Here is a 16,844-nt window from a genome sequence, read left to right as displayed (position 1 = left end):
GCATAATGCGCCACCAAACTTGGTTTTTGTCTATATCTTACATGCACCACCGGCACAATCGTCATCTTCTTCAATGACAACTTCTTGCGCCAATGGGGTAGTGGTTTCTTTCTTTAACTCAAGTTGAGATGTATCCGATGCGCCATCTCGAGTGTTGTGATAATACAAAGTTTTGATACCTAGTTTATAGGTGGTCAGTAAGTCTTTTAACAACAACTTCATAGGCACTTTTCCACCTTCATATTTACCAGGATCGTAACTGGTGTTGGCAGAAATTGTTTGATCGATAAATTTTTGCATGATGGCGCATAATTGCAAGTAACCATCGTTAGAGTTGATATCCCATAACAATTCGTATTGCTCTTTCAATCGCTCGTATTCAGGTACTACTTGTTTCAAAACACCATCTTTAGATGATTTAACGCTTATGTGTCCACGCGGTGGTTCAATACCGTTTGTAGCATTAGATATCTGCGATGATGTTTCAGAAGGCATCAAGGCTGATAGGGTACTGTTACGCAGTCCGTGTTCAACAATCTCTTTACGCAAGGTTTCCCAGTCGTAATGAAGGGGTTCATTACATACTTTATCCAAATCCTTTTTATAGGTATCAATGGGCAATATACCTTGAGAATAAGTGGTTTCATTAAACTTAGGACAAGCACCTTTCTCTTTTGCCAAGTTATTTGATGCTTTGAGAAGATAATATTGCATGGCTTCAAAAGTTCTATGAATTAGTGCGTTACCACTGCCATCTGAATATTTTTTACCGTTTTTAGCTAAATAGTAAGCGAAGTTAATAACGCCTATTCCTAGCGTTCTTCTATCGATTGAAGCGCGATATGCTGCTGGAACAGGGTAATCTTGATAATCTAACAAGCTGTCCAAAGCGCGTACTGCTAAGTCAGCCATTTCTTCAAATTCGTCAAGACTTTCAATTGCACCTAGGTTGAACGCTGACAATGTACAAAGGGCTATTTCGCCGTTTTCATCGTTAATGTGCTGCAAAGGCTTAGTAGGTAGCGCGATTTCTAGACATAAATTACTTTGTCTAACTGGCGCTACTTTAGGATCGAACGGGCTGTGGGTATTACAGTGATCTACATTTTGTAGATAAATGCGACCAGTACTTGCGCGTTCTTGCATAAATAAGCTAAATAGCTCAACGGCTTTTATTTTCTTCTTACGAATAGAGTCGTCTTGTTCGTACTTCACATACAAGGCTTCAAATTCATCTTGATCAGCAAAGAAGGCATCATAAAGTCCAGGTACGTCTGAAGGACTGAATAGGGTAATGTGCTGATCCTTGATCATTCTTGTGTACATGAGTTTATTAAACTGCACACCATAGTCGAGGTGACGAACTCGGTTTTCTTCAACACCACGGTTATTTTTGAGTACTAATAAAGACTCAACTTCTAAATGCCACGCTGGGTAAAATAACGTTGCAGCGCCACCACGAACGCCACCTTGCGAACAACTTTTCACTGCGGTTTGAAAGTATTTGTAAAACGGGATACAGCCTGTGTGATAGGCTTCACCACCTCGAATTTCACTCCCTAGTGCACGAATACGGCCCGCATTCACACCGATACCAGCTCGTTGGCTTACGTATTTAACGATGGCACTAGCGGTAGCGTTAATCGAATCTAAACTGTCCCCAGCTTCAATTAATACACAAGAGCTAAATTGACGGGTAGGGGTTCTTACTCCTGACATAATGGGTGTTGGCAACGAAATTTTGAATAGCGAAGCGGCATCATAAAAACGTTTTACATAATCTAAACGCGTATCTTTGGGATAATTCGCAAACAAACAAGCGGCAACCAAAATATATAAAAACTGAGCGCTTTCATAGATTTCACCGGTTACACGGTTTTGAACTAAGTATTTGCCTTCCAATTGTTTCACTGCGGCATAACTAAAATTCATGTCACGCCAATGATCCATATATTGATCTAGTTCATTAAGTTCTTGTTCTGAATAGTCTTCTAAAATGTGTTCGTCGTATTTTCCTTTGGCAACCATGTTTTTAACATGAGTAACTAACGCCGGCGGTTCGAATTGACCGTAGGCTTTTTTACGCAAGTGGAAAACGGCTAGACGAGCAGCTAAATATTGATAGTCTGGAGTGTCTGTTGAAATTAAATCAGCAGCTGATTTGATTAATGTCTCGTGAATATCTTCGGTTTTAATCCCATCATAAAACTGAATATGAGCTTTGATTTCAACTTGAGAAACAGAGACGTTTTTTAATCCCTTCGCAGCCCAAGTTATGACTTTGTGAATTTTGTCCAAGTTTAAGACTTCACGTTCACCATCGCGTTTCGTGACATTTAGAGAGTTATTCATGTATTTGATAGCCGTATAAATAATTAGCGCCGAATGTTCTGAGAAATAAATTTAACGAACACATTATATTTTTTATTAACTTTTTAAATTAATGATGTAGTTTTCTGTCCACACTTATGCGAGTAAATTAATCGCTTTCAACAGCGTTTACTTGTTATTGTTTTTTGAGTAGTTAGAAAAAGTGTGACCAGCACAAGATAGAGGTGTTTGCTTCCGTTTGCAACCCAATATCTGGTGGTTTTATCACCAATAAAACTGAACCAAATGGTAGGTTAGTGTTGACTAACTTAGAAGGGGTATTGTTGAACGAGTTAAGCTGATTGCAAGCTTATTTTTTATTAAATTTTAAAGTTAAATTATTTTTGTAGGTTTAAATCAATTTTTATAATATCACGATATATAGTGTTAAAAATGTTCACAATCACTATATCTGGTATTCTTTATGCTTCCTACCCTCTATTTATGACAAAGCATTGAAGTATAAATTTGATGAATTGTTGTATCAGTTAATATGACACAACTGAGCAAAATCATTGATGGAATAGTCTGCCTTCCAATGGCTAACCTCCTCAGCATCTTTGATGTAACCATAAAGGGCGGCAACACTTACCATGTTTGCGTTTTGCGCCGCTTCGATATCTCGCTTTGCATCTCCTACATACAAAGTATTTTCAGGTGGCAGCGCAAGTATTCTTGCCGCTTCTAATAATGGCATCGGGTGAGGTTTACGTTTAATGTAAGTATCGCCACTAATAATTACCCCACAGTTTTCCATAATGGGAAAGTGGGTAAGTAACTGAGTCGTTAAAAAGCCGGGTTTGTTAGTCACAATGCCCCATGGAATCGAATGTTGATTTAGATGGCTTAAGGTATCTTCCACTCCGTCAAAGCAGGTTGTATCGACACAGACATTTTGTTCATAGTGGTCAAGTAGCATTTGTCTGCAACTGAGTAATTCTTGCTCGGATAAACTGTCGTAGTCATCTGCGAACCCCAATTTTAATAACCCTAAAGCGCCATCTGAAGCAACACACCGATATTCATCGTATTGACAAAGTGGTCGCTTATAATGGGTTAGTACGTGATTTAATGCATTCCCTAAATCCGCAGCTGTATCCAATAAAGTGCCGTCCAAATCAAACAACACACCGGCAAATTTGTTATTAAATAATGGGGGAGTTGAGCTCATATTTATCCTTCACTTTTCTGGCAATGAACTATGTAGTTAACATCCACATTTTGATCCGACAAATAATACTGTTTAGATAACGGATTCAAATGTAACCCTGTCATATGCTGGGGAATCAAATCTGTATTGTCTACCCATGATAACAATTCAGCAGGTTGTATAAATTTTTCATATTCATGGGTACCTTTGGGCACCAAATTTAAAATCTTCTCAGCCCCAACTATGGCCATTAAGTAAGATTTCAAATTTCTATTGAGTGTTGAGAAAAATACATGGCCACCAGGTTTTACCAATGCCGCGCAAGCTTGCACTATAGAAGCAGGATCTGGAACGTGTTCTAACATTTCTAAGCAGGTGACAATATCAAATTGATTGGCGTGCTGAGCGGCCATTTGTTCTGCGGTAATTTGTTGATAGTTAACTTTAACACCAGATTCCAAACCATGAAGACGTGCTACCTCCAGTGATTCTGAAGCCATATCAATACCTGTGACATGACCACCTTGTTTGGCTAAGTATTCAGATAAGATACCGCCACCACATCCAACATCAATGATGTTTTTATCAAACACACCCTCGGTGCGCTGCTGAATATAGTCTCCTCGAAGGGGGTTAATTTCGTGTAAGGGTTTAAATTCACCTTCCAAATCCCACCACCTAGACGCTAAAGCTGCAAATTTGTTTATTTCTGCTGCGTCTACGTTTTGATTGGTCATTGTTTGCTCCTTATTTTCGCTATTTACTATTATAAGCAGTCATTAATTTAGATAACCAGACCTTTATACCCGAAGATATGCTAAAAAATTGTTTGATTGCACACTATATAAGCGAATCACGGCTATTTATTTTGTTTTCTCAGTGGTAGAATCCACAGTCGATTTAGAACCCACTATAACTATAAGTGAAGTCGAACTTTTAAAACTGACTTGACCAGTTTAATCAGTAGATTCAGAAAATAATTTAGGGACAAGGCTGTATATGACAGACAATGCCAACGAAATTCTCCCCATTAATATAGAGGAAGAACTTAAAAACTCTTACCTCGATTATGCAATGAGTGTCATTGTTGGACGTGCACTACCTGATGTTCGTGACGGATTAAAACCCGTTCACCGTCGTGTATTGTTCGCCATGAATGAGTTGAAAAACGATTATAACAAACCATACAAAAAATCTGCTCGTGTTGTAGGTGACGTAATTGGTAAATATCACCCCCACGGTGATACCGCAGTGTACGACACTATCGTTCGTATGGCGCAGCCATTTTCTTTGCGATATATGCTCGTTGACGGCCAAGGTAACTTTGGTTCTGTTGATGGTGACTCCGCAGCGGCAATGCGTTATACCGAAGTTCGCATGGCTAAAATTGCCCATGAACTTCTAGCTGATCTAGAAAAAGAAACGGTTGATTTTGTGCCTAACTATGACGGCACAGAACATATTCCAGATGTATTACCTACGCGTGTTCCTAATTTGTTAGTGAATGGTTCATCAGGGATTGCCGTAGGTATGGCAACCAATATTCCCCCGCATAATTTAACCGAAGTTGTAAACGGTTGTATCGCGTTAATCGATAATCCCGATATGACTATCGAAGAAATTATGCAGCATATTCCAGGTCCAGATTTCCCAACAGCTGCATTAATTAGTGGACGCAAGGGTATTGATGATGCTTACCGCACTGGGCGTGGCAAAATCTACATGCGTGCTCGTGCTGAAATCGAAACTGAAGATAGTGGTAAAGAAACCATTATTGTTCACGAGATCCCTTACCAAGTTAACAAAGCAAGATTGATTGAAAAGATTGCTGAACTGGTAAAAGAAAAGAAAATTGAAGGTGTTTCTGCGTTACGTGATGAGTCTGATAAAGACGGTATGCGTATTGTTGTTGAAGTAAAACGCAACGAGTCAGCAGAAGTACTATTAAACCACTTGTATGCTCAAACACAATTGCAAACTGTGTTTGGTATCAACATGGTTGCCCTCGACAATAATCAACCTCGCGTATTTAATCTAAAAGATATTTTAGAAGCCTTTGTGCTGCATCGCCGAGAAGTGGTTACCCGTCGTACTGTTTATGAACTGAAAAAAGCCCGTGACCGTGCTCATATCCTTGAAGGTTTAGCTATTGCTTTGGTTAATATCGATGAAATTATCGAGTTGATCAAAGCATCGCAAAGCCCTAGTGATGCTAAGGCCTCATTAGTGGCTCGTGGCTGGGCATTGGGTGATGTTGCTGAAATGCTAGCTCGTGCTGGTGATGATGCGGCTCGTCCAGATTGGCTTGAACCACAATACGGTATCTCTGAAGGCGAATATTTCTTAACTGAACAGCAAGCACAAGCGATTCTAGATTTACGTTTGCATAAACTAACCGGTTTAGAACACGATAAAATCTTAGCTGAGTACAAAGAGCTGTTAGACGTTATTGCTGAATTGTTACTTATCTTGTCAAGCTCTGAACGTTTGATGGAAGTGATTAGAGAAGAACTTGAATTAATTCGCGATGAATATGGCGATGTAAGACGTACAGAAATTACAGCGGCAACACACGACATCGACATGGAAGATTTAATTGAACGTGAAGATGTCGTTGTAACATTATCTCGTGAAGGTTATGTGAAGTATCAGAAACTTTCTGACTACGAAGCGCAACGACGTGGTGGTAAAGGTAAATCAGCAACCAAAATGAAGAATGAAGACTTCATTGAAAAGTTATTGGTCGCCAATACCCATGATCACATTTTGTGTTTCTCTACACGAGGCCGCTTATATTGGTTGAAAGTGTATCAATTACCTTTTGCCAGCCGAAATGCACGTGGACGTCCAATCGTGAATATTCTTCCCCTTGAAGAAGGTGAAAGAATCACCGCAATTTTACCTATTCAAGAATTTGAAGACGATAAATTTGTATTGATGGCGACTGCAAACGGTACGGTTAAAAAGACTGCTCTATCTCAATACTCACGTCCTCGTTCAAACGGTATTATCGCCGTGAACTTAAACGAAGGCGACGAATTGATAGGTGTAGATATTACCGATGGCGAAAGCGATATTATGTTGTTCTCAGATGCCGGTAAGGTCGTTCGCTTTAATGAAAAACAACGTGACTCAGAAACGGGTGAAGTAAAACGCGACCAAGAGACGGGTGAAGAGCTATTAGCGTTACGTCCTATGGGCAGAACGGCTACTGGCGTTCGAGGGATTCGTTTACAAGAAGGTCAAAAAGTGGTTTCACTTATCGTACCTAAAGGTGACGGTGCTATCTTAACTGCAACGGAAAATGGTTTCGGTAAACGTACACCTATTGCCGATTACCCAGCTAAGAGTCGTGCTACTCAAGGTGTTGTATCAATTAAAGTATCGGAGCGTAATGGTGCAGTAGTGGGTGCAGTACAAGTGTTCGAAGGTCAAGAAATTATGTTGATCAGTGACCAAGGTACCTTGGTTAGAACACGAGTAGATGAAGTTTCCACTGTGGGTCGAAATACCCAAGGTGTAAGATTGATCCGCACAGGTACAGACGAACATGTGGTGGGATTACAAAAAATTGAAGAGATTGAAACAGAAGATTTAGAGCTATTAGAAGGCGAAGATGTTGTGGAAGCTGAACAAGCGGAAGTGGCAGATGATGATGCTGGACAAGTTGACTCTGACCCTACTGAATAAATCTTAAACGCTAGTTTTTAATCATACTTAAAACGAGTGGCTTATTCCGCTCGTTTTTTTTCGGGAGAAAATCAAATTATGGCAGTTACTTATAATTTCAGTGCAGGTCCGGCGATGTTACCGACTGATGTTATGTTGAAAGCACAACAAGAGTTTATCAATTGGCAAGGTCAAGGGTGCTCGGTGATGGAAATGAGCCACCGCAGTAAAGCTTATATCGAGGTTACTGAGCGTGCTACTCATAATTTGCGAAAGCTTTTAGCGGTTCCCGATGATTATCAAGTATTGTTTACTCACGGTGGTGGAAGAGGGCAGTTCTCTGCTGTGCCATTGAACCTTTCTGCTGCCGGCGATCATGCCGATCACCTAGTCACCGGATCTTGGTCTAAAGGTGCGGTGAATGAAGCAAATAACTACTTAACCGCAGATGTGGTTGGTGGCATCGATGTGGTTGACGGCATTACTCAAGTTCAACCGCAAAGTCAGTGGAATTTAAATGAGAAAGCTGCATATTTTCACTATTGTCCAAACGAAACCGTAGAAGGCATTGAAATAAACGAGGTACCTGATACCCAAGGTGTGCCTATTGTTGCCGATATGTCATCTAATATTTTGTCTAAACAAATCGATGTTAATAACTACGCAGTTATTTACGGCGGTGCACAAAAGAACATTGGTCCGTCAGGATTGTCAGTGGTCATTGTGCATAACAGCATGTTAGACAAAGCTCGAATCGAAACGCCTTCTATTCTGAATTACAGCCTGATTGCCAAACATGACTCTATGTATAACACACCGCCAACATTTGCTTGGTATTTAGCAGGTTTGGTGTTTGAGTGGTTGCTTGATTTAGGCGGTGTTGCTGAGATTGAAAAACGTAACAAAGAAAAGTCTGATTTACTCTATCAGGCTATTGATAACAACGATTTTTATTCCAATAGTGTGGCGGTTCAAAACCGTTCTCGTATGAATGTGCCATTTCATTTAGCAGACACAAAGTTAGATGCTTTGTTTTTACAAGAATCTGAAGCGGCTGGTTTAAAAGCGTTAAAAGGTCACCGAATTGTCGGTGGTATGCGTGCCAGCATTTATAACGCAATGCCCATCGAAGGGGTGAAAGCTTTAATCGAGTTTATGAATGATTTTGCTAAAAGGAATGGATAAAAGATGCAACAACTAAGACTTGAACCCATTTCTAAAGTACAAGGTACGGTAAATGTACCAGGTTCAAAGAGTTTATCTAATCGAGCACTGCTTTTGGCTGCTTTAGCGCAAGGCGAAACTACTCTGACCAACTTGCTTGATAGTGATGATATTCGGCATATGTTGGATGCGTTGAGCTTGTTAGGGGTTTCCTATGAACTTAGCGAAGATAAAACCCAGTGCGTCGTCAAAGGTAATAATGGTGTCTTCAATACCAACGACAAAATAGAGATGTTTTTAGGCAATGCAGGCACGGCCATGCGCCCTTTATGTGCGGCATTGGCTGCATCAAATGGTGAATACGTATTAACTGGCGAGCCTCGTATGGAAGAGCGTCCTATCGGTGCGTTGGTCGATGCCTTAGCGCAAGCTGGTGCGGAAATCAGCTATTTGAAGAACGATGGTTATCCGCCTTTGAATATTAAAGGCAAAGCGCTATCAGGTGGAAAAATCCAAGTCGATGGTAGTGTTTCAAGTCAGTTTTTAACTGCTGTACTGATGGCTGCCCCGTTATTTTCTGATGATAGTGAAATCGAAATTATCGGTGAGTTGGTATCTAAACCTTATATTGATATCACCTTAGATACTATGGCCAAGTTTGGTGTTACCGTCGAAAACAATGAGTATCAAAGTTTTAAAATAACCGGCAAGCAAACTTATCAGTCGCCGGGCACTTTCTTAGTTGAAGGGGATGCGTCATCCGCATCGTATTTTTTAGCCGCCGGTGCGATTAAAGGTGGCACAGTAAAAGTCACTGGTGTGGGTGCGAAAAGTATTCAAGGTGATATTAAGTTCGCTGACGTATTATCAGCAATGGGCGCAAAAGTGACTTGGGGTGATGATTATATCGAAGTCACAGGAGCACCATTGACCGCCATTGATATGGATATGAATCATATTCCAGATGCGGCTATGACAATTGCAACTACAGCATTGTTTGCCTCTGGGACAACCAAAATGACTAATATTTATAATTGGCGTGTTAAAGAAACCGACCGTTTAGCAGCTATGGCCACTGAGTTGCGTAAACTAGGCGCAACAGTAAATGAAGGTCATGACTTTATTGAAGTTACAGCGCCTGCAAAATTGCAAGAAGCGGAAATTGATACCTACAATGATCACCGTGTCGCCATGTGCTTTTCGTTGGTGGCGCTAAGTGATACTGCCGTGGTAATTAATGACCCTGCTTGCACCGCGAAAACCTTTCCCGACTATTTTGAGCGATTTGCTAGCATAAGCAGCTAAAATTTATTCGTTCTACTCATTAGAGACGGTTAATACCGTCTCTTTTTTACGCCTATAAGTAAATATATCTTTAAAATTACTTTTTAAATCAACCCTTTAAGTGCTAAATAGATAGCTTGCATTGCTTAAGTTTCGTTAACGAGTATAATTCCGCCCGATTTTTTAATACAGCTCAGGAGAGCACATGCAAGTATCACCCGTCATCACCATCGATGGTCCTAGCGGTGCAGGAAAGGGAACATTGAGTGCATTATTGGCAAAATCTTTGGGTTGGAATTTTTTGGATAGTGGTGCTATTTATCGGGTTTTAGCCATAGCAGCTATTCACCATCAAATAGAAACCGATGATGAAGATGCACTATTACCGTTAGCTAGTAGTTTAGATGTTAATTTTACGACCTCAGATAGTGGTAGTAAAATTATCCTTGAAGGCGAGGATGTAACTTACGAAATTCGTACCGAAGAAGTCGGCAGTATTGCTTCACAAATAGCATCTTTGCCACGAATTCGTGAAGCATTATTAAGACGTCAACGGGCTTTTCGTGAAGAACCTGGATTAGTAGCCGATGGTCGCGATATGGGAACCGTAGTATTTCCCAATGCCGAAGCCAAGATTTTCCTTACTGCCAGCGCTGAAGAAAGGGCACAGAGACGATACAATCAGTTGAAAGATAAGGGGCATGATGTTAATATTGCGCGCCTTTTGACCGACATCAAGGCCAGAGACGATAGAGATGCTAACCGAAGTGTGGCTCCTTTAGTACCTGCTGATGACGCTTTAGTACTTGATTCTACCAATATGAATGTAGAGCAAGTCCTTGAAAAGGTTAAAGAATTCGTTGGTTCAAAACTTAGTGTCCAATGTGCTCTTTAATTGCTCTACCCGCCAGGTAAAGGATTAAACTGGTTTTGAATAACAACCCCACGTTAACTGGATTTTTCGTGGATACACTTAAAAGTAACTATTAAAGTAATCTATGACTGAAAATTTTGCTGATCTATTTGAAGAAAGTTTAAAAGAACTTGAAACACGTCCTGGTGCCATCGTTAAAGGTACTATCGTATCAATTGATAAAGACATAGTTCTTGTTGATGCAGGTCTTAAATCTGAAAGCGCAATTCCCGTTGAGCAGTTCAAAAACGCTGAAGGCGTGCTTGAAGTAGCTATTGGCGACCAAGTAGATGTTGCACTAGACGCGGTTGAAGATGGTTTTGGTGAGACTATCCTTTCCAGAGAAAAAGCTAAGCGTCATGAAGCTTGGGTTGAACTGGAAAAAGCTTACGAAGAAAAAGAAACCATCATTGGTGTAATTAATGGCAAAGTCAAAGGTGGCTTTACTGTTGAAGTGAATACAGTGCGTGCATTCTTGCCTGGTTCATTGGTTGATGTTCGCCCAGTTCGCGACACAACTCACCTTGAAGGTAAAGAATTAGAATTTAAAGTTATCAAGTTAGACGCTAAACGTAATAACGTTGTTGTCTCTCGTCGTGCTGTTATCGAAGCTGAAAGCAGTGCTGAACGTGATCAAATACTTGCTAACCTTGAAGAAGGCCATGAAGTTAAAGGTATCGTTAAGAACCTTACTGACTACGGTGCATTCGTTGACCTAGGCGGTGTAGACGGTCTACTTCACATTACCGATATGGCTTGGAAACGCGTTAAGCACCCAAGTGAAATCGTTAACGTTGGTGACGAAATTAACGTTAAAGTATTGAAGTTCGACAAAGAGAAATCACGTGTTTCCCTTGGTATGAAGCAAATGGGCAGCGATCCTTGGCAAGAAATTGCTAACCGTTATCCTGAAGGTTCTAAATTATCTGGTGCGGTTACTAACCTTACTGACTACGGTTGTTTCGTTGAAATCGAAGACGGTGTTGAAGGATTGGTTCACGTTTCTGAAATGGATTGGACTAACAAAAACATCCACCCATCTAAGGTTGTTAACCTAGGTGATGTTGTTGAAGTTATGGTTCTTGAAATTGACGAAGAACGTCGTCGTATCTCTCTAGGTCTTAAGCAATGTAAAGCTAATCCTTGGGAAGAATTTGCTAAGTCTCACGAGAAGAACGATAAAGTTAGCGGTAAGATCAAATCTATCACTGACTTCGGTATCTTCATCGGTCTTGACGGTGGCATCGATGGTCTAGTTCACTTATCTGACATTTCTTGGAACAAGACTGGCGAAGACGCTGTTCGCGAATACAAGAAAGGTGATGAAATCTCAGCTGTGGTACTTCAAGTTGACCCAGAGCGCGAGCGTATTTCACTAGGTGTTAAACAGATTGAAGAAGATCCGTTCAATAAGTATCTGACAGATAATAAGAAAGGTGCTATCGTTACTGGTAAGGTTACCGCTGTAGACGCTAAAGGTGTTACGGTTAACTTGGCAGAAGAAGTTGATGGTTACGTTCGTGTTGGTGATTTGACTGTTGAACGTTTAGAAGATGCTTCTGAAGTTGTTAACGTTGGTGATGATCTTGAAGCCAAATTTATGGGCGTAGATCGTAAAAACCGCGTTGTTAACTTGTCAGTTAAAGCGAAAGACCAAGCAGACGAAAAAGAAGCTATCGAAAAAGTAAATCAACAGCCAGATGATGCTGGATTTGCTAACGCGATGGCAGAAGCATTCAAAGCTGCTAAAGGCGAAGAATAAAGCTAATATCAGGCACTTGAACTCAAGTGCCTGTTTGTCAGTCTCATCGGTATAGTATTTTTTGAGTAACGGAGATTTCCAATGACTAAATCTGAACTTATTGAAAGACTTGCCGATAAAGCTCGTCACGTTCCTGCTAAGGATGTTGAGTCTGCAATTAAAGAAATGCTAGAGCAAATGGCGCAAACTCTGCAAAAGGGTGAACGTATAGAAATACGTGGCTTTGGTAGTTTCTCATTGCATTTTCGTGCTCCTAGAGTAGGTCGTAATCCTAAAACAGGTGAAACAGTTGAACTTGAGGGAAAATATGTACCTCATTTTAAACCTGGTAAAGAATTGCGTGAACGTGTAAATGAAGGCTTGGCACATTAAGCTTATTTATTTGTAAAAAACGGCACTCTTTTTAGAGTGCCGTTTTTGTTTGGGTGACAAATAGGTCGATAGTTTTGTACTATAACCTCTGCTCGTTTTAATTAGTGTTCCCCCTAACAATTTGAGGTTTGAGATTGAAAATATTCCTGATCGTTATCATTTTCATTATTATCATGTTGGTAGCATCACTATTAGGTGCAAAAAATGATCAAGCAGTCATGTTTGATTATTTAATGAGCTCGATGGAAATGCGCCTTTCAATTTTACTAATGGCTTTTTTCGCTGCTGGCGTTATTTTCAGTTCGTTGGTTTTTACACTAATTTGGCTTAGGTTGAAATGGCGTATAAACAGATTACAGAAACGTAACCATACCACCGACATAGTAAGTAGTTAATCTGGATGCTTGAATTACTTTTTTTACTTCTACCAGTTGCTGCTGGTTATGGTTATGTTATGGGGCGCAATAGCGTTCGACAAGCACAACGAAAACAGTCCAGCATTCTTTCCCGCCATTATTTTAAAGGCTTAAACTTTTTATTATCCGATCAACCTGATAAAGCCGTTGATACCTTAATGAAGATGATGAGTCTTGATAGTGATACCGTTGAAACACATATTGCTATGGGGAATTTTTTCAGACATCGCGGTGAATTAGATCGCGCCATCCGTGTCCATCAAAATTTGGTAAGTAAACAAGAGCTTTCCGAATCTCAAAACAGACAAGCGCTTCGAGAACTGGGCAAAGATTACATGATGGCCGGCTTTTTAGAGCGTGCAGAAAATGCCTTTTTAGAATTATTAGATAGTGATAAACATTTTTTAGACGCTCAGCAGCAATTATTTAGTATCTATCAAACCACCAAAGAGTGGGACCGAGCTATTGAGCTGGGTGAGCGAATGATGGATTGTCATGGTGATAGTGATGAATTATGCGTACGTATTTCACATTTTTATTGTGAACAAGCTTTAAAACTAATTAAAGCAGAGCAGTATGATGAAGCTGAAAAATCCTTGCAAAAAGCAGTATCAGCTTATGAACATGGTGTTCGCCCTTGGTTGATTTTAGGCGACCTTGCCATTCAACAAGCTGAATATCAAAAAGCTTTCGATTATTTGAAAGAAATACCTGTTCGTGATATCACTTGGTTTAGTGAAGCTGTGCCTAAATTAGAAGAGTGTGCAGCGAAATTGGGCAATGATGACCAGTTAGAAGAGGTGTTAGATCTTTACTGGCAGCAATGTGCGACTTCGTATTTAGCTAAGGTAAAACTATTAGCGAAAAAAGAAAATACTGAAACCGCAGAAACCGTATTGTTCGATCAGTTGAAAAAAGCACCCACTATGAAAGGCTTCAAAACTTTAATGGGCTTTTTCATAGAAGATGAAGTGGATGAAAAAACCCGTCAAAGCCTAACAATGGTTAAGGGCTTAGTTGAAGAACAAATAAAAATGCGACCAAAATATCGTTGTTTGAGTTGCGGATTTTCGGGACGTCAAATACATTGGTTGTGTCCATCATGCAAGAAATGGGGAGTGGTAAAACCCATAAAAGGACTAGACGGAGAATAATCGATTTATGAGTGAAACAAGAGTCATCGTTGCTTTAGATTTTGATAATCGAGCCAAAGCTTTAAATTTAGTAAGCCAACTTGATAGTGATTTATGCAAACTAAAAGTTGGCAAAGAAATGTTTACTTATTTTGGACCAGAGTTTGTCAAGGAGTTGGTGAAAAGGGGATTTGATGTATTTCTAGATCTTAAATTCCATGATATTCCTAATACGGTGGGTAAAGCCTGTTTGGCGGCTGCAGATTTAGGCGTATGGATGTTGAATGTACATGCATCTGGCGGTCCTAAAATGATGGAAAATGCCAAAAATCAATTAGCCACATTGGGGGCTCAACAGCCGAAACTTATTGCGGTCACCGTACTCACAAGTATGGAGCAAACCCAACTGAGTGCCGTTGGTATACAAGACTCACCAGAACAACAGGTGTTAAGGCTTGCTAAGTTAACCAAAGATTGTGGTTTAGATGGTGTGGTTTGTTCTGCACAGGAAGCACCGATTTTACGAAATTCACTAGATAGAGATTTTCTACTTGTTACTCCTGGAATTCGCCCTTTAGGTACCGATAATGGTGATCAGAAAAGGGTAATGACACCGCCAGAGGCTATTTTAGCAGGGGTAAATTATATGGTGATTGGTCGACCTATTACCCAAGCAACTGATCCATTGCGAGCGCTGTTAGATATTAACCTGTCAGTAGCATAGATTGATTTATTTGAGGTAACAAAAAAGCTGCATTTAAAGCAGCTTTTTTATTGTCTAAAATGCAGCGGTACTACATTTCTAGTGCAGCGCTAGCATCCATATATTCTAAATTAAGTTCTTCACCTAAAGCATCAACAACAGCTTTGTATGTCACTTTGCCTTTATGCACGTTCAAACCATTTAATAAGTGAACATCATCTAGCATAGCTTGTTTAGCACCTTTATTGGCCAACGCTAAACCGAAAGGCAATGTGGCATTATTTAATGCCATTGTTGATGTTCTAGCGACACCGCCAGGCATATTCGCTACACAGTAATGTACAACACCATCAACAATGTAAACCGGATCTTGGTGAGTCGTTGCTTTTGATGTGGCGAAACATCCGCCCTGATCAATTGCGACATCTACTACTACAGAGCCTTCTTTCATGTTTGCAATGTGTTCACGAGTAAGTAGTTTTGGCGCTGCAGCACCTGGAATTAATACCGCTCCAACCACTAAATCTGCTTTAGATGAGTAGTATTCGATGGCATCTATGGTGGAATAAACCGTTTTTATTTGGTTCGCAAAAATATCATCTAGTTCACGTAGACGTGTCAATGAGCGATCTAAAATAGTCACATCAGCACCTAAACCAATAGCCATTTTAGCTGCATTCGTTCCTACAACACCGCCACCAATAACTAGAACTTTACCTGGTGCAACACCTGGAACACCACCAAGTAGAGTGCCGCTGCCGCCTTGAGCTTTTTCAAGGTAATGAGCGCCAGCTTGCACGGCCATTCTGCCTGCAACTTCACTCATCGGCGCTAATAAAGGCAAACCGTTTCTATTATCTGTTACTGTTTCATAAGCAATACAGGTTGCGCCAGATGCAACTAATAGCTCTGTTTGCACTGGATCAGGAGCAAGGTGCAGATAGGTATATAACGTTTGTCCTTCACGAAGCATTTTACATTCGTTTGGCTGAGGCTCTTTTACCTTCACAATCATTTCTGCTCGAGCAAAAATCTCTTCTGCAGTATCAACAATCACACCACCAGCAGCAATATACTGTTCATTATCAAACCCTATTGAAGCACCAGCATTGTTTTCGATTAGTACTTCGTGTCCATGTGTAACAAACTCTTTTGTTGCAGCAGGTGTTAAACCAACACGGTACTCATGATTTTTAATTTCTTTAGGAACTCCAATTAGCATTTTTTAACTCAATTTTTTATTGTAAGAATAAGTGCGCAGTATATGCTACATCAAAAGAAGTTATATCCTGTAATTATTAAATATGCAGTGTATTATATGGTAAAAATGTATTTTAACGAATTTTTATAATGTTGGTAAAAACACCTAAACACCTCGATAGAATCGATCGTAATATTCTGATTGCATTGCAGAAAAATGGCAAAATCTCAAATGTCGATCTGGCAAAATCCATTGGCCTTAGCGCTAGTCCTTGTTTGGAGCGAGTAAAGCGTTTAGAACAACAAGGATATATCACAGGGTATTATGCGCAAGTCGATCCTGAAAAATTAGGCGCAGCTATGTTAGTGTTTGTGGAAATAACGCTAACTAAAACCAGTGTCGATATTTTTGAAGATTTTTCTGCGGCTGTGCGAAAACATGACGATATTCAAGAGTGTCATTTGGTTTCAGGTAATTTTGATTTTCTACTTAAAGCGCGGGTAGCAGACATGTCCAGTTACCGGAAGTTATTAGGAGATACTTTATTGCGATTACCGGGAGTAAGTGAATCAAGAACTTACGTGGTTATGGAAGAAGTGAAGCATACTGCTCAAATTAAAATCAATCTGAAGTAAATCACCTTGATTGATAGTGCATTAGCTAGGATTTTGGCACTGTCACTGGTAAGGTATGAGTATAAAAATAAC

The 16,844-nt window shown here is 40.1% G+C and carries 14 protein-coding genes; 10 read left to right on the top strand and 4 right to left on the bottom strand.

Annotation, left to right across the window (positions count from 1 at the left end; all coding sequences use genetic code 11):
* Positions 1–30 precede the first annotated feature (30 nt).
* The 3 genes from nrdA to ubiG all read right to left on the bottom strand — a co-directional run bounded on the left by nrdA (position 31) and on the right by ubiG (position 4,257).
* Positions 31–2,352, bottom strand: a complete 2,322-nt coding sequence (nrdA, locus tag AB6T38_RS14200) for a class 1a ribonucleoside-diphosphate reductase subunit alpha (protein WP_372547930.1) — start codon at positions 2,350–2,352, stop codon at positions 31–33.
* A 502-nt stretch (positions 2,353–2,854) separates the two neighbouring features.
* Positions 2,855–3,541: an HAD family hydrolase gene (locus AB6T38_RS14195; protein WP_372547929.1), complete on the bottom strand. Its 687-nt coding sequence runs from the start codon at positions 3,539–3,541 to the stop codon at positions 2,855–2,857.
* Positions 3,542–3,543: 2 nt separating this feature from the next.
* A complete protein-coding gene (ubiG, locus tag AB6T38_RS14190; protein ID WP_372547928.1) occupies positions 3,544–4,257 on the bottom strand; it encodes a bifunctional 2-polyprenyl-6-hydroxyphenol methylase/3-demethylubiquinol 3-O-methyltransferase UbiG in 714 nt (237 codons plus the stop codon).
* 262 nt (positions 4,258–4,519) lie between these two features.
* Here ubiG and gyrA point away from each other — a divergent pair, with 262 nt between their 5' ends.
* The 9 genes from gyrA to pyrF all read left to right on the top strand — a co-directional run bounded on the left by gyrA (position 4,520) and on the right by pyrF (position 14,957).
* The gene (gyrA, locus tag AB6T38_RS14185; RefSeq protein ID WP_372547927.1) at positions 4,520–7,210 is read left to right on the top strand and encodes a DNA topoisomerase (ATP-hydrolyzing) subunit A; all 2,691 of its coding nucleotides are present in this window, start codon (positions 4,520–4,522) and stop codon (positions 7,208–7,210) included.
* Positions 7,211–7,288: 78 nt separating this feature from the next.
* Positions 7,289–8,374, top strand: a complete 1,086-nt coding sequence (serC, locus tag AB6T38_RS14180; RefSeq protein WP_372547926.1) for a 3-phosphoserine/phosphohydroxythreonine transaminase — start codon at positions 7,289–7,291, stop codon at positions 8,372–8,374.
* A 3-nt stretch (positions 8,375–8,377) separates the two neighbouring features.
* On the top strand, positions 8,378–9,658 hold the full coding sequence (gene aroA, locus AB6T38_RS14175; protein ID WP_372547925.1) for a 3-phosphoshikimate 1-carboxyvinyltransferase: 1,281 nt from the start codon (positions 8,378–8,380) through the stop codon (positions 9,656–9,658).
* Between the two features lie 184 nt (positions 9,659–9,842).
* A complete protein-coding gene (cmk, locus tag AB6T38_RS14170) occupies positions 9,843–10,532 on the top strand; it encodes a (d)CMP kinase (protein WP_372547924.1) in 690 nt (229 codons plus the stop codon).
* A 103-nt stretch (positions 10,533–10,635) separates the two neighbouring features.
* Positions 10,636–12,312, top strand: coding sequence for a 30S ribosomal protein S1 (gene rpsA, locus AB6T38_RS14165; protein ID WP_303472214.1), 1,677 nt, complete (start codon positions 10,636–10,638; stop codon positions 12,310–12,312).
* 81 nt (positions 12,313–12,393) lie between these two features.
* A complete protein-coding gene (gene ihfB, locus AB6T38_RS14160; protein ID WP_348490565.1) occupies positions 12,394–12,684 on the top strand; it encodes an integration host factor subunit beta in 291 nt (96 codons plus the stop codon).
* 173 nt (positions 12,685–12,857) lie between these two features.
* On the top strand, positions 12,858–13,079 hold the full coding sequence (locus AB6T38_RS14155; protein ID WP_372548019.1) for a lipopolysaccharide assembly protein LapA domain-containing protein: 222 nt from the start codon (positions 12,858–12,860) through the stop codon (positions 13,077–13,079).
* Between the two features lie 5 nt (positions 13,080–13,084).
* Positions 13,085–14,254, top strand: a complete 1,170-nt coding sequence (gene lapB, locus AB6T38_RS14150) for a lipopolysaccharide assembly protein LapB (RefSeq protein ID WP_372547923.1) — start codon at positions 13,085–13,087, stop codon at positions 14,252–14,254.
* A gap of 7 nt (positions 14,255–14,261) precedes the next feature.
* Positions 14,262–14,957 (top strand): orotidine-5'-phosphate decarboxylase, encoded by a 696-nt coding sequence (gene pyrF / locus AB6T38_RS14145; RefSeq protein ID WP_372547922.1) that lies wholly within the window; start codon positions 14,262–14,264, stop codon positions 14,955–14,957.
* Between the two features lie 70 nt (positions 14,958–15,027).
* On the opposite strand, the gene ald is transcribed toward pyrF, so the two are convergent.
* Positions 15,028–16,158 (bottom strand): alanine dehydrogenase, encoded by a 1,131-nt coding sequence (gene ald, locus AB6T38_RS14140; RefSeq protein ID WP_372547921.1) that lies wholly within the window; start codon positions 16,156–16,158, stop codon positions 15,028–15,030.
* 128 nt (positions 16,159–16,286) lie between these two features.
* Here ald and lrp point away from each other — a divergent pair, with 128 nt between their 5' ends.
* Positions 16,287–16,772 carry a leucine-responsive transcriptional regulator Lrp gene (gene lrp, locus AB6T38_RS14135; RefSeq protein ID WP_372547920.1) on the top strand — a complete coding sequence of 162 codons (486 nt, stop codon included), beginning with the start codon at positions 16,287–16,289 and terminating at the stop codon, positions 16,770–16,772.
* The last annotated feature ends 72 nt before the right edge of the window (positions 16,773–16,844 follow it).

It is taken from the genome of Aliiglaciecola sp. SL4 (assembly GCF_041538045.1).
GTDB lineage: Bacteria > Pseudomonadota > Gammaproteobacteria > Enterobacterales > Alteromonadaceae > Aliiglaciecola.
This window is presented reverse-complemented; position numbering and strand designations above follow the sequence as displayed.

Coding starts and splice junctions, on each gene's coding strand:
- nrdA (WP_372547930.1), bottom strand. CDS start 2,352: ATGAATAACTCTCTAAATGTCACGAAACGCGATGGTGAACGTGAAGTC.
- AB6T38_RS14195 (WP_372547929.1), bottom strand. CDS start 3,541: ATGAGCTCAACTCCCCCATTATTTAATAACAAATTTGCCGGTGTGTTG.
- ubiG (WP_372547928.1), bottom strand. CDS start 4,257: ATGACCAATCAAAACGTAGACGCAGCAGAAATAAACAAATTTGCAGCT.
- gyrA (WP_372547927.1), top strand. CDS start 4,520: ATGACAGACAATGCCAACGAAATTCTCCCCATTAATATAGAGGAAGAA.
- serC (WP_372547926.1), top strand. CDS start 7,289: ATGGCAGTTACTTATAATTTCAGTGCAGGTCCGGCGATGTTACCGACT.
- aroA (WP_372547925.1), top strand. CDS start 8,378: ATGCAACAACTAAGACTTGAACCCATTTCTAAAGTACAAGGTACGGTA.
- cmk (WP_372547924.1), top strand. CDS start 9,843: ATGCAAGTATCACCCGTCATCACCATCGATGGTCCTAGCGGTGCAGGA.
- rpsA (WP_303472214.1), top strand. CDS start 10,636: ATGACTGAAAATTTTGCTGATCTATTTGAAGAAAGTTTAAAAGAACTT.
- ihfB (WP_348490565.1), top strand. CDS start 12,394: ATGACTAAATCTGAACTTATTGAAAGACTTGCCGATAAAGCTCGTCAC.
- AB6T38_RS14155 (WP_372548019.1), top strand. CDS start 12,858: ATGTTGGTAGCATCACTATTAGGTGCAAAAAATGATCAAGCAGTCATG.
- lapB (WP_372547923.1), top strand. CDS start 13,085: ATGCTTGAATTACTTTTTTTACTTCTACCAGTTGCTGCTGGTTATGGT.
- pyrF (WP_372547922.1), top strand. CDS start 14,262: ATGAGTGAAACAAGAGTCATCGTTGCTTTAGATTTTGATAATCGAGCC.
- ald (WP_372547921.1), bottom strand. CDS start 16,158: ATGCTAATTGGAGTTCCTAAAGAAATTAAAAATCATGAGTACCGTGTT.
- lrp (WP_372547920.1), top strand. CDS start 16,287: ATGTTGGTAAAAACACCTAAACACCTCGATAGAATCGATCGTAATATT.